This is a genomic window from Gemella sp. 27098_8_155, from assembly GCF_041433725.1.
Classification (GTDB): Bacteria; Bacillota; Bacilli; order Staphylococcales; family Gemellaceae; genus Gemella; species Gemella haemolysans_D.
Map to the genome: position 1 here is coordinate 1 of NZ_JAPWCA010000008.1, position 16,584 is coordinate 16,584.

Below are 16,584 nucleotides of genomic sequence, written 5' to 3' on the forward strand. Positions count from 1 at the left end.
ACATGGGTAGAAAAACCAGATACAAGTACAACACCAGGAAACAAACCAGGAAAAGTATTAATCACATACCCAGACAACAGTACAGAAGAAGTGACAGTAACGGTAGAAGTAACACCACAAAAAGACGATTACAATCCACAACCAGAACCGCAAACAGCGGATAACGGTACAGTACCAAACGCAGAAGCCAGTGTAGACAAAACAGGTTTACCAAGCGGAACTACAATCACATGGAAAACAAATCCAGATGTAAGTACACCAGGAAGTCATCCGACAGTAGTGTTAGTAACGTACCCAGACGGAACAGTAGATGAAGTGACAGTCCCAATTACGGTAAAAGAACAAAAAGATACGTTTAACCCAACTGCGAAACAGCCAGGACAAACCGCAAAACATGGAAGTGACCCAAGTGCAGAAGGAAGTATCAACACAGAGGGCTTACCAAGTGGAACAACGTACACATGGGTAGAAAAACCAGATACGAATACAACACCAGGAAGCAAACCAGGAAAAGTATTAATCACATACCCAGACAACAGTACGGAAGAAGTTACGGTAACGGTAGAAGTAACGCCACAAAAAGACGATTATAATCCACAACCAAAACCACAAACTATTACAAATGGAGATATTCCGAATGCAAACGAGAGTATAGAGAATGTGAACGAGTTGCCAGAGGGAACAAGAGTAGAATGGAAAAATGGAATAGTTCCTAATACTGATACTCCAGGAAGTGTTTCTGCGAAAATAACAATAACGTATCCAGATAATAGTACGGATGATGTAGATGTAACAATTACAGTTAATAAACAAACAGAAAAAGGAGATCCAGAAGTCCAACCAACGTTACCAGAGTTTAACGGAGGAGTAAATGGGGACCCAGAGGGACAACCAATGTTACCAGAATTCAACGGAGGAGTAAATGGTGATCCAGAGGAACAACCAACGTTACCAGAATTCAACGGAGGAGTAAACGGAGATCCAGAAGTTCAGCCAGCTTTACCAGAATTTAACGGAGGAGTGAATGGAGATCCAGAAGCCCAACCAACGTTACCAGAATTCAGTGGAGGAGTAAACGGAGATCCAGAAGTTCAGCCAGCTTTACCAGAATTTAACGGAGGAGTGAATGGAGATCCAGAAGCCCAACCAACGTTACCAGAATTCAGTGGAGGAGTAAACGGTGATCCAGAGGAACAACCAGCGTTACCAGAATTCAACGGAGGAGTAAATGGGGCCCCAGAGGAACAACCAATGTTACCAGAATTCAACGGAGGAGTGAATGGAGATCCAGAAATTCAACCAGAGGTACAAAAAAATAAACTTATTATTACTAAATGGATAGATGAAAATGGTAATGAATTGAAACCAACAGATGCTAAATATCCTAAAGTATTAGGAGAAGTAAATGAAGCATTTGAACATGGAGACATAGAAGGTTATGAATTTGTAAGAACTGAAGTAAATAAATCTGGAGATATTGTTATACATATCTTTAGAAAACGCCCTAACAACGGATTTGGTAAGGTTCATAATATTGAAGAAATACTTACACCGACAGTTACTAAAAGAGTAAATTTAGAAAAATCTAGTAGAATAGAAAAAACATCTAAGCGTTTAGCTAATACTGGAGAAACTGATAGTAGCACTGAATTAGCTGGATTAGGATTAGCGATCGTAGGGTTGTTTGTTGCTATGAAACGCCGTAAAAAGGAAGAAGAGTAAGTTAGGTTTCAATATCACTATAAATCCTTGATACAAGTATAAATAAAAAATCCCTTGGAATTAATTTTCCAAGGGATTCTTATGTATATTAAAAAGATCTGACATTGTCAGATCTTAAAATTTTAATTTATTATTTTTTTAATAAATCACGGATTTCTTTAAGAAGTTCTTCTTTAGCATCAACTTCTGGTGTTTCTTCTGCAGCTTCTTCTTTAGACATTTTATCTTTAGCTGTGTTGATTGCTTTAACGAATAAGAAGATTGCGATTGCTGTAATTAAGAAGTCGATAGTGATTTGGATGAAGTTACCGTATTTAATACCTTCCCATGCTAAGTTTGTGAAATCTGGCTTAGCTGGGAATACAAGAGCGATAAGTGGCATCATAATGTCAGTTACTAATGAACTAACGATTTTACCAAAAGCAGCCCCCATGATAACCCCGATAGCTAGGTCTAATACGTTACCTTTAAATGCAAATTTTTTAAATTCGTTTAACATAAAAATAATTCTCCTTCTATAAAATTTTAAATACCCCTGTATGATATATCAAAATTGAAATAAAATCAAGTATAAAGTTAAAAAAATGAGAAAAAATTTAAAAAAGTTTAAGTTAACGTATTTTAATCTTAATTGTCATATTATTTAAATATATTTTTTATAAATTATTTATATTTTTTTAAAAACAATATATGTAATTGTTAAGTAAAATATATTGTATTTGTAATTAGTATCTAATTTACCGAATAAACAAGATAACTAACCGAATATGCATTATCTATAGATTTTTAAATATTTATTATATAAAATATAATTATGAAAGGAGCTAAAGATATGAAAGTTGAATTAAATATATGAAAGGAGGTGAAAATGTGAAAGTAGAATTAAATATAGATAAGAAATTTGAAGAAATAATAGTTACTATATCAACAAATAAAGTGAATGATGAGATTCAAAATTTAGTGAATTATATAGAAAATAAGGAAGATTACTTTATAGGAGTTTTAGATGGGAAAGTACGTTTATTAAATACGGAGGATATTATAAGGGTATATGTTGAAGATAGAAAAGTATATGTAGTTACAGTTGAAGGTAGATTTATTGTTAGAAAAAAATTATATGAAATGCAGAGTACATTAACTAAGGATTTTATAAAAATATCTCAAAGTGAAATAGCTAATGTTAAATATATTCATAGCTTAGATTTAGGATTGAGAGGAACAATAGTTATAAATTATAAAAATTCGGATATAAGTTATGTATCACGTAGGATGTTAAAAGAATTTAAGATGAAATTAGGATTATAGGAGGTATTAAAATGAAATTATTTCAAAAAATTATAATATTTATGTTGTTAGGGGTAGGAGTAGGAAACGTTATTAATCTAATATTTGGTATTTTGTATGGTCAGTTTTATCCTGGTATGCCATTGTATATTCAGAGTTTTGATAATCTAAATACGGCAGTATTAATTCAAACCTTAGTATACGCTATTTTAGGTATATTACAAGGATTAGCTGGTAAAGTATTTCAAAGTAAGTTAAATGATAATATAGTAATAGTATTTGTATCTCATTATTTTCTTATTATGTTACCACTTGTGTTAGCGGGTTATTATTTGAAATGGTTTAGTAGCTTTACTACTTTAATTTTAATGCTGATTACAGCTACTGTGGCTTATATTTTAATAGGAATAGTTAGATATTTTAGTGTTAAAAATAGTATAAGTGAGATAAATATAAAATTAAGAGATAATAGATAAGAGCTGGTTAGTAACAAAGGAGGAGCAACGCAAATTAATGATTTTGTGTTGCTCCTATAATCTTTTTATTAATTGGGAGTGACTCAAAAATCGTGATTTCTTAAGAAACAAGATTTTATCGAGTTACCTCCAATTAAAATATTATTTTTCTTCTTCAACTTTATCTTTCTTTAAGAATTTATTAAGTAGATTAGAAGCTTTAGCTTTGTTTTCTTCTACTTTTTCAGAAAGATTTTCTATTTTTTGATCAGTATTTTTTTTGAATCCAGTAACATTAGATTTCATATTATCAACAGATGATTGTAATCCATTGATAGATGATGCTAATCCTTCTGCTGAGTTGAATAGTGGATCTAATTTTTCAGATTTAACTTGTAAATCTTCAGCTAGGATATTTGTGTTTTGTAATAAAATATTAGTTTCTGCCATAATCGGCTCTAAGTTACCTTCAACTTTTTTAACTGTTTCATTTAAATCTTTAGCAAGAGCAAGAGCGTCTTCTGCGATGTTCGTAACATCTTCTACACATTCAGTAGCAACAACTACAGATTTTCTAACAGTTTTAAGTGTAATAGCGGTACTTATACATAGGATTAAAACACCGACACCTGCTAAAAAGATTCCAGCGTATGCTAAAATTAACCAGTTTATATCTAACATAAAGTTTTCCTCCTTGGTTTGTTATAATCAATTATATTTTAAGTTTATTATAAATACAACTAATTATTTTGATTTTTGTTCTATAAATTTGTGACAAAGTTTATTGATATTTCCTGCTCCCATAAATAGGAATACACTATTATCGAAGTTTAATTTATCGAAATCTTCTTCGCTATTTATAATTTGAGAACCTTTAGTTACTTTTTGTAAGTCTTCAATACCTACGATTTTTTCTTTTTCACGTACTGAGGCAAAGATTGGGCAAAGGAATACTTTATCCGCTGTTTCTAAGCTTTCAGCAAATTCGTTTAGGAATTTGGCTGTACGTGTATATGTATGAGGTTGGAAAATGGCAATAACTTCTTTATCAGCATATTTTCTACGTGCACTATTTATTGTAGCTTTAATTTCACTAGGATGGTGAGCATAATCATCTACAACTACACTATTTCCAATTTTGTGTTCACTAAATCGTCTTTCTGCAGGTTTATACTGGCTAAGAGATTCTTGAATTTTTTCTACACTAATTCCATTTAGGTCAGCTAAAGCAATAGCTGATGTTGCATTAGAAATATCATGTAATCCAAATACGGCCATAGTAAATGTTCCAAGTAGTTCAGAGTTTTTGTAAATGTCAAATTTACTATGTTCTGATGTAGTTTGGACATTTTTTATTTGATAGTCATTTCCATCGTTGAATCCATATTTTACAGTTTTTGCATTTACAGGTTTAAGTTGCGAAGCTAAGCGATCATCACCACAAATAACAACTGTATTTTTAACCTGATTTACAAAGCTTTGGAATGCGTCAAACATATCGTGTTCATCATTAAAGTAATCTGGGTGATCAAAGTCAATATTTGTTACAACAGCATAATCAGGATAATATGCTAAGAAGTGTCTGTAGTACTCACATGCTTCAGCTATCATATACTCTGAATTTTTCTCACCGTGTCCAGTTCCATCTCCGATTAAGTATGAAGTAACGTGACTGTGTTTAAAAATATTACTTATCATAGTAGTTGTAGTAGTTTTACCATGAGCTCCTGTTACTGCGATTGAAGGTATTTCAGAAAGAAGTTTACCAAGGAATTGAGAATAAGTATAAGTAGTTAAACCTAATTCTTTAGCTCTTCTATATTCGACATGTGTTTCGTCGAAAGCATTTCCTAGAATTACTTCATATCCTTCTTTAATGTTTTCAGCCCCATAGTAGTACATTGGGATGTTTCTTTGTTCTAATTTTTCTTGTGTAAAAAAGTATGTTTCCTCGTCTGAACCTTGCACTTCATTACCCATATCATAAGCGATTTGTGCAAGAGAGCTCATTCCGGAACCTTTTATACCTATAAAATGATATTTACTCATCATAGTGTCTCCTAAGTTTTCATTAATAAAATAAAAAAAATTCTGTAATATTTTTTTCATAAGCAATTCAATTTTACAACAAAACTGATAAAAATTCAATAAATAGGAGTTTATTTCTGATAGGATATTTTCAAAACTTTTCTATATTTTCATTTTGAAACTAATAATGATTTACATAAATTATAGGAAATTTAAAAGAGGGCAATTTAGAAGTATGTTTCAAAATTGCCTCTCTTACAATCAATTTAATAAATATTGTTTAGAAATAATATTATTTTCTATTTTTTCTTCTTCCAAATATTAGTGCACCGCTTAATACTAGTCCGATAGCAGCTAATGAAGCTAAATTATTATTTGATAGTCCAGTTTTAGCTAAATGTTTTCCTGATTTTGAATTTTTGATACTTGATAATACACTACTATTTAATGGTGCAATTTGAGTAGGTTGGTTATTTTGCACTTTAGGAGAAGTTTGTTTGTTATTTGAGTCGTTATGTCCTAAAGTAGGAGTATTATCAACGTTAGAATCATTTTGTGCAATATTAGAGCTATTATCACCATTAGAATCATTGTGAGTTGCATCATGATTATTAGCGCTGTTAGACGTATTATTGTTAATTGAAGTATTACCGCTGTTTCCATTATTTTGTTTAGGATTATTAGAAACTATTGCGAATTTACTGAAGTGATCTATTTCAAATGTTACTTTTCCGTCTTTTATTTTTGATTTCATAAGCTCTAGCTCTCCGTTTTCTTTTATGTGATAAACGGCTACATCTTTTTCATCTTCTTTTAAGACAATGGCCACTGTACGTTTTGCATTTGAATTAACAACCTTATTATTTTTGTCTAGAAGTTTTAAATCTAATATTCTGATTTGATTGTCTGCAGGTAAGTTTAATTTTTCTAGAACTGAATTTGCTAAAGCTTTATCTTCTACAGTAGTTGCAGAAAGTTTTGCTGCTGTCGTTTTATCAGTTAAAGTAACTTTAACTCCTGAAGCATCATTTGAGAATATATTGTTTATTATATCTTCAGATGGAGTCTCGTTGTTGTTTGTGTTAGTGTTTCCTGCATTTGAATTATTATTAGGTTTATTATCTGGAGTAGGTTTATCCACAGGTTTATTATTTCCTATGTTATCATTATTTCCAGGTTTTACTTCAGTAGAACTGTTATTAGTATTATTTGAAGAGTTATTTGCATTATCATTAGCAGTGCTACTATTAGAATTATCACTTGGTTTTGTATTATCTACAGTTCCATTAGTGTCTGAATTATTATTAGGTTTATTATCTGGAGTAGGTTTGTTTTCAGGTTTGTTACTTCCTGTGTTTTCGTTATTTCCAGGTTTTACTTCAGTAGAACTGTTATTAGTATTATTTGAAGAGTTATTTTCATTATCATTAGCAGTGCTACTATTAGAATTGTCACTTGGTTTTGTATTGTCTACAGTTCCATTATTGCTTGAATTATTATTAGGTTTATTCTCTAGAGTAGGTTTATCTTCAGGTTTGTTATTTCCTGGGACAGTTTCTTTATCATTTTTATGTTTAGTATACTCTTCTAATGCTTTATCTATGCTAGATCTTCCTTCTAAAATTTTATCGATAGATTTTTCTTCATCATACACTTTTTGAGCTTTTTCAGTTGCTTCTTTTAATTTAGCGTATGCTTCTTTATTGACTCCTTCTTTATCTTTGTCATCATTAACTAAGATTTTAGCTGTTTCTAAAGGTAATAGAAGGTTTGCTCTTTCAGTAGCAAGTTTTTTAGCAACTTCATCGTTATCATTTTCAGTTGGTTTGTTATCGCTAGGAGTGTCGACCTTGTCATTAGGTTTGTTGACATCACTATTAGCTGGAGTGTCGACTTTGTCGTTAGGTTTGTTAACTTCGCTGTTAGTTGGAGTGTCGACTTTGTCGTTAGGTTTATTAGCTTCGCTATTATTAGGAGTATCAACCTTATCGTTAGGTTTGTTAACTTCGCTGTTAGTTGGAGTGTCAACTTTGTCGTTAGGTTTGTTAACTTCGCTGTTAGTTGGAGTGTCAACTTTGTCGTTAGGTTTATTAACTTCGCTATTATTAGGAGTATCAACCTTATCGTTAGGTTTGTTAACTTCGCTGTTAGTTGGAGTGTCAACTTTGTCGTTAGGTTTATTAACTTCGCTATTATTAGGAGTATCAACCTTATCGTTAGGTTTGTTAGCTTCATTATTAGATGCATTAGTGTTGTCACTTGGTTTATTTACTTCAGGAGCAGGTGCTTCTTTTAATCCGTTTACTGCATCTTCGATTTCTTTTAATAAACTAGAACGAGTGTCTTCTAGATTTCTAGTTTCTTTAGCTTTGTTTATGAATTCAGTTGCTTTAGTAATAGCTGTAGTTAAGTTATTTTTTGACTCATCTGAATAGTTACTTGCAGCTAGTTTGTCTTGAGCTGATTTAACAGCTGTGTCTAGTTTTGAAGTATCATATCTAAGAAGGTTATAGTATGTTTGAACATCGTTAAATAATTTCAAGATTTCATTAGATTTAGGGTTGTTGTGCACTAAGTCTTCTAGTTTATCTATTTTTCCTTGAAGATAGTTATCTACAGCATTGATGCTTTCTTCACTATAGTTTTTACTATCTTTATCAGAATTGAAGTTTGCTACAGCTTCAGCGTTTGAAGTTCTTAATTGAATAAGTAAATCATATTGATTTTTTAAATCTGATAGTTCAGTAAATGCAGTAGAGATTTCTTCTGTGCTGGCAATATTATTTTTCAATACATTTTGTGCAGCGTTGATTTTGTTACCGAAGTTTTTAATTACTGCCATATCTTGGCTCACATTTGCATTTTTAAATACATTATTCCAACTATCATAGTATTTACTTGTAGTCGCTTCGAATAGTGCGTTTAGTTGTTTTTTATCTGCAGTGATAACAGCATTTTCTTTAGGATATTTTACAGATAATACAGCTATATTTTCATGTTTGTCAGTACCGAATAATGTACTGCTTGCAAAAGTGTTAAGTTTTATTGTAGATGGTTTTCCTTCGATAGGTATTCTAATTTTTGAAGGATATTTATAAGAATTAGTTACATTATTGTAAGTAACATCGGCAGTATCTTCTTTTAGAACTTGGACATCTTTTTCAGTATCGCCATCGAAGTATGTAAGTTTACTCATAACGGCAACATTAGTTGTTCCATTATTCATAGGGACAAGATCTAATTCTAAATAATTTTTCCCGTTTTCAGTTACTAGATATACGTTTTTAATTATTCCATTAGCCATAGAAGGGCTAGTTAAATCTTGTTTTAATAATGATCCATCTAATTGAACTTTATTATTAGAATCTGTAGAAGGAGATTCCGATGGATTACTTGGTTTATTTTGAGTTGAATCAGCAGAATTATTAAATGCATTTACAGCATTGTTAAGTTTATTTAATTCAGCTAGTAATGCTTCTTCAGTAGAAGACTCATTATTTAATAATTCTTTAGCTTTTGATAGCTCATTAGTTAAAGTAACATAGGCTGCTGGTTCTTTTTTACCTTGTTTTATTAACTCAACTTCAGCTATTTTATTCTTAAGTTGCTCTTTAGCTGAAACTTGTTCTGTTTCAGAACTTTGAGAACCGTTTAAGTCTTCTATAGCAAATTTGAATTGTTCTTTGTAGTAATCTGTCAAATCAGTATTTACTTGATCATCAGTGTCATTTGAATCAGGTGTTAGTTTAGCATGTTCAACATATGCTTTTGCTTCATCTATTAATTGTCTAAGTTTAAGTTTTGATTGAGTAATTTTATTGAAATTGTTGTAAGCTTCTTCAGCTTTTTTAATTTCTCCTGAAAGTTCTTCAGTATTGATGCGAAGATAGTCTCCAAGATGTTGAACTTCTCCTGTTAGTTCATCTAGTTTTTTATATACTGTTACAGTTCCTTCTTTGTCGAACTCATTTGAGTAAGTTTCTTTTTTACCTTCTATATCGACTGGATCTAGAGAGTTAATTTTACTTTCAACCGCATCTAATTTTTCTTTAACTAACGCTTTACTTTCACTAGTAAAGTGTGAATTGTTCTTCCAATCATTTTCGTACTGATTTTTTGCATTTTGAAGTGATTTATAAAGGTTAGCTAATGAATCTAATTTAGTTGTTTCATCTAATAGTTTATTTATAATATTATCTACTTCATCTTTAGTTAGTGAATCGTTATTTAAAAGTTGTTGAGCCTTAGTAATTAATTGATTGAATGAAGTTTTGAATTCTGGTTTTAAATCTTTGTAGTTATCTTGTACTGAATTACTTGTATAGTAATTAATTTTATCTCTTAACGAAGCTTTCAGAGGTGATTCTTTTTTAGCTTCTAGTTTTGTAGAGTAATCGATATATAAGTCTGTTGGTTTTGTAAAGTTTTCAATTCCATTGTTTCCGAAATAAAATGAGTCTTTAAAATTAAAGTTTCCTAAGAGAGCTATTTCAATATTTTTCTTAGTAGCATCAACTATAAGTTTTAATTTAGTAGGGTAATCACGCCCGCCGATATTTTTTGTTTCTATTACTTCAGCATTGGCATCTGTATTTCCTAGACTGTTGTATTTGAAAGTATCTGCTAGAGCGAAGTCGATAGCTCCTCCCGTGATTTTCGGTTCTAATGTTAGTATTACTTCGTTTTTACCATTTCCTAATTCGTGAACTTCTACATTTTTTATAAGTTCTGTTAAATCGCGACTGTATTTTGCTTTAATAGGTTTATCGCTACCTCGTTCTACGAATTTAGCTGTTACGTTATATGGTGCAACTGGTGCTGTAGTATTTTCGACAGGTGCTGGAGGAACTGGTTCTCCTTTTCGACCATCTTTTGTAGTAAGATTGTTGATAGCTTCAGTTAATTGTTTAACAAGGTCTGATGTCTCATTAATTTGAGGATTATAACTGTTTGTTTGGTTAATCCAGTCTTTAGCGTGATTTAAAGCTTGATCAAATTTTTCAAGAGACACAGGTTCGTATTCACTTCTGATTTTTCTGTCAGCGATATCGATTATTCTTTTTAGTTCTGTAGTATTGTATCTTAAGTATGTGAAGTTCGCGTTATCGAAGTCTTTAATTAACTGAACTAGTTCTTTTATGTTTCTTGTATTTTTCAATGAAGGAACACTTTTAATGTAATTTTTGTATTTTTCAATACTTTCTTTAGTGTATGTTTTCTCGTTGTAAAGATCGAAGTATTCTAACAGTTTTGCTACTTTAATATCTAGTACTTCTCTTAATGTTGCAATGTCTTCCATTTCATGAATTGGTGTAGAAATTTCATAAAGTTTATCGTAGTTAGCACTATCTGAACGTTTCAATTCTTGTAATTTTGTTACAGCTTCGCTAATTTTAGCTCTTTGTGAGAAGTCTGCAGCTGTATCTGAAGTATTCTCTTTTGTTAGTAACCATTCATTAACCTTATTACCACGATCAATCCAATTTTGAATTTTTTCATTTAGTTTCTCTCTATATTTAGGGATAGCTTCATTACTTTTCTTAGCAGCTGAGTAGTTAATATCTAAAGCAAATGGACCTGTTTGTTGTTTAATACCATTTTTATCAATGTAAGTCATATTTGAAACAACCAATTGTTCAGCTTTTAATTCACCAGGAACACTAAAGGCTACGATATGTTGATCTTCAGCAGAAGGACCTAGTTTAACGTTTGTATCTAAACCAGATACTTTATTGACGACAAAGCTTGTAATTTTACTAACTTTATCAGGGTTAGCAACAAGATTAATTTCAATATCTTGCCCTTGTTTGTAAATACCAACTAAAGATTCTTTAAATAGATTTTTAATTTCTTCTTTATTGTCAGTTACTTTTTTGTAGAAATCTTGTTGTCCATCGCTAGAAACAGTTACCATTGTTGGTGTTTTGAAGTCGGTAGTAGTATAAAACCCGTCATCTTTTAAGTCGTGATTTACATCGAAATTGTATAGTTGAATATAGTATTTCAAAGTGTTTATTGCATTTTGTGCAGTTTTTTCTGTATATGAATTAGCATCAAGTTTTGCTTTTGCTGCAGCAGCTTCGCTCCACATGTTATACCAAGGGGTAGTGTCAATAACATCATCAGGAACTTGATGATTTTCAAATGTTACGTGGTAATAAGGGAAGTTAGAAGTTTTGTGGAAAAAAGTAGTTCCCAAGTATCTATTTGTGATAGACTGATCGTTAAAGATTTTATTTATTATTTCATTTAGTTCAGCCTTAGTTTGTTCAGTAGCGGCTTTATCCCCGAAATCAGCTTTTGCTATATTGCTATTTGTTGGCCAAGCTTGAGCTGTGATAGATGATATAGTAAGTGCCAATGCAACACTCATACTTGATTTTAATAATTTATTTGTTTTCATGGAATTTCTCCTTTTACATATAATATAATAATTTATTCTAATATTAATTTTTCAAGGTTGATTAAAGATGAATTAAATTCCTTAGTCTATTTACATAAATACTATTAAAACAACCTTTCAAAATAATGGACACCTATACTATAACATAAAAACGTTTCAATTGAAATAGATTATCACTATCTTTTATATAAAAAAATAAAATAAAATTTCTTGAATTAATAAAAATTATACTTACTAATTTAAAATAATATTTTAAATTTAGCTTTTTTATTATTTGTGAAGAAAGTTAAGATAATATTTGTATAGGCTTGTTTATGATTTTTCTTGTTTAAAAAATGTATCTAAACTAAAAAAATAATTTTTCTTACTTTATTTTAAATTTTCTTTTTAAAAATTTACTTAATATTTTTCATATAGTATAATTTAAAAGGAAATATTTTTATAAGGAGAGCAAGATGGCGAAATTTTATGCAGTAAAAAAAGGTAAAAAGACAGGTATATTCTCAACTTGGGATGAATGTAAAGAGCAGGTGACTGGATTTAAAGGTGCGGTTTATAAAAGTTTTAAAACATTATCAGAAGCCGAAGCTTTCCTAGAAAGAAATGAAGAAAAAATTAAAAATATTGAAGAAGTTGATGGTGTGTATGCTTATATCGATGGTAGTTTTGACAGAGTTAGTGGCATATATGGTTCAGGTGTAGTTATAGTAGATGGCGATGAAAAATATGAATATAAACATGCTGGAAATCGTGAAGATTATGCACAATTACATAATGTTGCTGGAGAATTGGAAGCAGCTAAATTTGTTATGTGGTATGCTGTAGATAAGAAGATTAAAGAAATTACATTGTTTTATGACTATCAAGGGATAGAAGCATGGGCTGTTGGAGATTGGAAAGCAAATCTTCCTTATACTCAAGATTATGTAAAATTTTATAATAAGGTGAAGTCAGCGGTAAAAGTTAATTTTGTGAAGGTAAAAGCTCATACCGGAATTGAGTTGAATGAAGTAGTGGATAAGCTTGCAAAAGAGGCTATCGAACAATTTAAAAAAGAAAATACTAAGTAAGATAAAGCAAGTAGATTTTAAAAGACCTTAAATTCTACTTGTTTTTCATTAAACCTTAAAAGATAAATGTGTTATAATTATTAAAATATAATTTAATTCTAGAAGGAAGAGGGTGAATAAGTGAACGCAACGATAAATAATAAACAAATATTAAATAAGATAGCTCGTCTTATATATAGAGATAAAAAACGTATAATAATTGCATTGGTAGTTTCAATAGCATCTTATTATTTTACGTTATATCCAACTGATAGATTGAGTTATATTGTTGATGGTATAGCGAGTGGTAATATTGATTTTAATGGTGTAGTTAATGAAATTCTTAGAATAATCTTAGCTGGGATCGCATTATATATAGTTTATTTCTTTAAAGAATATTACACGTTTATAGGTTATGATAAGATTATTAAAGATATGACGTATGATATCCAACATGATATTTATGGGCATACACCTGTGTTTTTTAACAAGTTTAGTATAGGTGAGGTAATAAGTAGATCTACTAATGATATTACAAATTATATTGCTCCACTTTTTGGATACGGTATTCTGTTGATTTTTGATGGAATAATTTACAATTTATTTATAAGTATACTTATATTTAATAAATCGAATTTTATATATTTATTGCTAATTCACGTGCCACTAGTCATACAAACTATTTATTTAGTTAGCAGACGAAAAGTACAAGAAAAATATTATAACAAGATGGCGAAAACTATGGATGAAATTACAGAAGAGACATTAGAAAATGTTAAAGGTATTCGAGTAATAAGAGCCTATAGTCTGTTGGATAAAGTTCGAGATAGTTTTGTAGGAAAACTTAGAAGTTATGCTAAAAGCAACGAAGAATACATGAAAAAAACTCTTGTGTATCAACCACTTAACACTGTGTCTTTAGCGACGAGTTATATTATAGCTGTAGCTTGTGGATTTTACTTTATTAACTTAGGGATGATGACATTAGGGGAGTTAATATCTGTCTGTGTAGTTATAGGTATGATTCAGTGGCCATACATTGCTTTATCGGAGTTAGTTATTATGATTATAGAAGTTCGTCAAGCTACAAAAAGGGTATTAGAAATATCTGATAGAAAAGCGGATGTTAATAATGACCTAGCTGAAAGTAATTTTGAGTTTAATAGTAGTATTGAATTTAAAGATTTTAATTTTAGTTATGAGGATAATAATCATGTATTAGAAGATATTAATTTTATAATTAATAAAGGTGAAACTATAGGAGTAGTAGGAAAGACTGGTAGTGGGAAAACGACATTTATCAAGCAATTGCTTCGATTATATCCAATAGAAGAAAATACGCTTCTTCTTGATGGCAAGGGGATGGAACGATATTATGATTATTCTGTTAGAGAAAAAATAGGCTACGCACCACAAGAATATCAGTTGTTCTCAAAATCTATAAAAGAAAATGTGTTGTTTTATAGATATGATTTAGAGGATAGATTAGACGAAGTGTTGGAACAAGCTGATATTAAAAAGGATATTAGTAGATTTAAAGATGGTATTGATACGTTAGTTGGTGAGAATGGGTTGTCACTTTCAGGTGGACAGAAACAACGACTTGGTATAGCTAGAGCGTTGTTATCTAATCCTGAAATCCTAATACTTGATGACAGTCTAAGTGCAGTAGACTCTAATACAGAAAAAACTATCATTGAAAATATTAAGAAAACTCGAGAAGGTAAGACAAATATCATCGTAGCTCATAGAATTTCAGCGGTGAGACATGCAGACAAGATAGTTGTATTAGATAACGGGAAAATATTAAATTCAGGTACGCATGAAGAACTATTGGAATGTTGCAGTTGGTACAAGCAACTAGATGATTATCAAAATAAGGAGGTAGAAGATGATGAAGAATAAAAATCCGTTATTTCAATTTCTTCCTTATATGAAAAAAGCAAAAAGATCTTATATAATAGGTTTTGTCTTTTCACTATTAAATGTTGGGTTAGGTGTTGCTGGTGTGTACGTGTTGTCGAAAGTTTTTGATGGTATAACTGGAGATTTGACACGTCAGATAATTTTAAAATCATTGGTAGTAATAGCAGGGTATGGACTTATATTACTATGTTCAGGAATATCTAACTATATTAGAAATATTTACTTAGTAAAAGGTGCTAATGAGGTTTACGTTAGAATTCAGATGCAGGTATACGATCATATTCAAAGTCTACCGATTAAGTATTTCGATAATATGCCAGCTGGTTCTGTAGTATCTAGAATAACGAGTGATGTTAACCAAATTAGAACATTTTTCGTTTCGACATTTGTGCAGATATTAATAATCGTACTTAAGATTATTTTTTCTTATATTGTATTATTTTATGTTGATGTACGTTTTGGATTATTTATGTTGTCGTTATTCCCGGTAATGTTTATAGTATTAAAAATTTACAACAAGTTATCTATAGATAGTATTAAGGGATACAGACGTAAATTTTCTCAAAGTAATGGGATTATAAATGAGAATTATCAAAATTTAGAAATCATCAAATCTTTTAATAAAGAAAAAGAGAGTATTGAAGACTGGAATAAGCATAATGAAGAACGTTATAAATATTGGAGAAAACTAAATCTAGTAGATAGTCTGTTACTTCATAATATAACTGGAGTATTTAGAATAGTGATTTTCATAGGTATTGTTTATTACTATTCGTATTCACACTTTAATAATGTTTATGGCATTACATTGGGAATGGTATATTTATTTATAAATTATACTACCGATATAATTTATAGAATTGCAGACTTTACAATGGGGATTTCTAATTATATCAGAGCGCAAGGTGCAGCTATAAATATTCAGGAAATACTAAAGTTAGAAGTTGAGGAAGACAATCATAACGATATTACTGAGGATGATTTCCGAGGAAATATTAAATTCGAAGATGTGTATTTTTCTTATAAAGATGATTTTTATGTACTTCGTGATTTGAATCTAGAGATAAAAGAAAATCAAACTGTAGCCTTTGTTGGTCATACAGGAAGCGGTAAGAGTACTATAATGAATCTAATAGTGAAATTCTATAGTGCTACTAAAGGTAATGTTCTAATCAACGGTAGAAACATAAATGATTATAGTAAGGAGTATCTAAGAGAAAAAACAGCGATAGTGCTTCAAGATTCATTTTTATTTGAAGGTACTTTACTTGAAAATATTACGACTTCTAACGATGAAAAAATTGCTAGAGAAGCTTTATCAAGAGTTGGAGGAGATTTTATTTTAGAAAATCGTTCTCTTGATTCAAAAGTAGAAGTGGGTGGTAGTAACTTTTCTACAGGAGAAAAACAACTTATCTGTCTAGCGAGAGCATTAGCTAAAGATCCAAAAATCTTAATTTTAGATGAATCAACGGCTAATATAGATAGTGAAACAGAAAAAAATGTAAGTCGAGCTATAGAAGAATTGAAACAAGGAAGAACAACCCTTATAATAGCTCATAGGTTATCTACGATAAAAAATGCAGATATGATTTATGTTCTAAAAAAAGGGAAAGTTATAGAAAATGGAACTCATGAACAACTATTATCTTTAAATGGTAGTTATAAAAAGATGTATGAGACACAGGTAAAAGGATAAAAAAACGGAGTGATTCGT

General features: G+C 30.4%; 10 protein-coding genes. 6 read left to right on the plus strand and 4 right to left on the minus strand.

Going from position 1 to position 16,584, the window contains the following annotated elements; genetic code table 11:
* On the plus strand, positions 1-1,722 hold a 1,722-nt coding region (locus O5Y44_RS04765; RefSeq protein WP_371465630.1), incomplete at its 5' end, for an SIALI-17 repeat-containing surface protein.
* A gap of 130 nt (positions 1,723-1,852) precedes the next feature.
* Here O5Y44_RS04765 and mscL read toward each other — a convergent pair.
* Positions 1,853-2,221, minus strand: a complete 369-nt coding sequence (gene mscL / locus O5Y44_RS04770) for a large conductance mechanosensitive channel protein MscL (protein WP_271965518.1) — start codon at positions 2,219-2,221, stop codon at positions 1,853-1,855.
* Positions 2,222-2,592: 371 nt separating this feature from the next.
* Here mscL and O5Y44_RS04775 point away from each other — a divergent pair, with 371 nt between their 5' ends.
* A complete protein-coding gene (locus O5Y44_RS04775; protein WP_271965517.1) occupies positions 2,593-3,027 on the plus strand; it encodes a LytTR family DNA-binding domain-containing protein in 435 nt (144 codons plus the stop codon).
* 11 nt (positions 3,028-3,038) lie between these two features.
* Entirely contained in the window at positions 3,039-3,482 is a 444-nt protein-coding gene (locus tag O5Y44_RS04780) for a DUF3021 family protein (protein WP_271965516.1), read from the plus strand.
* Positions 3,483-3,623: 141 nt separating this feature from the next.
* Here the strand turns inward: O5Y44_RS04780 and O5Y44_RS04785 are convergent, their stop codons facing one another.
* The 3 genes from O5Y44_RS04785 to O5Y44_RS04795 all read right to left on the minus strand — a co-directional run bounded on the left by O5Y44_RS04785 (position 3,624) and on the right by O5Y44_RS04795 (position 11,892).
* Complete coding sequence (locus O5Y44_RS04785) at positions 3,624-4,142, minus strand: DUF948 domain-containing protein (RefSeq protein ID WP_271965514.1); 519 nt, start codon at positions 4,140-4,142, stop codon at positions 3,624-3,626.
* A gap of 63 nt (positions 4,143-4,205) precedes the next feature.
* A complete protein-coding gene (murC, locus tag O5Y44_RS04790; RefSeq protein ID WP_371465631.1) occupies positions 4,206-5,510 on the minus strand; it encodes a UDP-N-acetylmuramate--L-alanine ligase in 1,305 nt (434 codons plus the stop codon).
* A 271-nt stretch (positions 5,511-5,781) separates the two neighbouring features.
* Positions 5,782-11,892: an LPXTG cell wall anchor domain-containing protein gene (locus tag O5Y44_RS04795; RefSeq protein ID WP_371465632.1), complete on the minus strand. Its 6,111-nt coding sequence runs from the start codon at positions 11,890-11,892 to the stop codon at positions 5,782-5,784.
* Between the two features lie 455 nt (positions 11,893-12,347).
* Here O5Y44_RS04795 and O5Y44_RS04800 point away from each other — a divergent pair, with 455 nt between their 5' ends.
* The 3 genes from O5Y44_RS04800 (at position 12,348) to O5Y44_RS04810 (ending at position 16,566) form a co-directional block, all read left to right on the plus strand.
* A complete protein-coding gene (locus O5Y44_RS04800) occupies positions 12,348-12,962 on the plus strand; it encodes a ribonuclease H1 domain-containing protein (protein ID WP_316447118.1) in 615 nt (204 codons plus the stop codon).
* 120 nt (positions 12,963-13,082) lie between these two features.
* Positions 13,083-14,846 (plus strand): ABC transporter ATP-binding protein, encoded by a 1,764-nt coding sequence (locus O5Y44_RS04805; protein ID WP_371465633.1) that lies wholly within the window; start codon positions 13,083-13,085, stop codon positions 14,844-14,846.
* Complete coding sequence (locus tag O5Y44_RS04810) at positions 14,833-16,566, plus strand: ABC transporter ATP-binding protein (RefSeq protein ID WP_371465634.1); 1,734 nt, start codon at positions 14,833-14,835, stop codon at positions 16,564-16,566. The genes O5Y44_RS04805 and O5Y44_RS04810 overlap by 14 nt, the downstream gene beginning before the upstream one ends.
* The last annotated feature ends 18 nt before the right edge of the window (positions 16,567-16,584 follow it).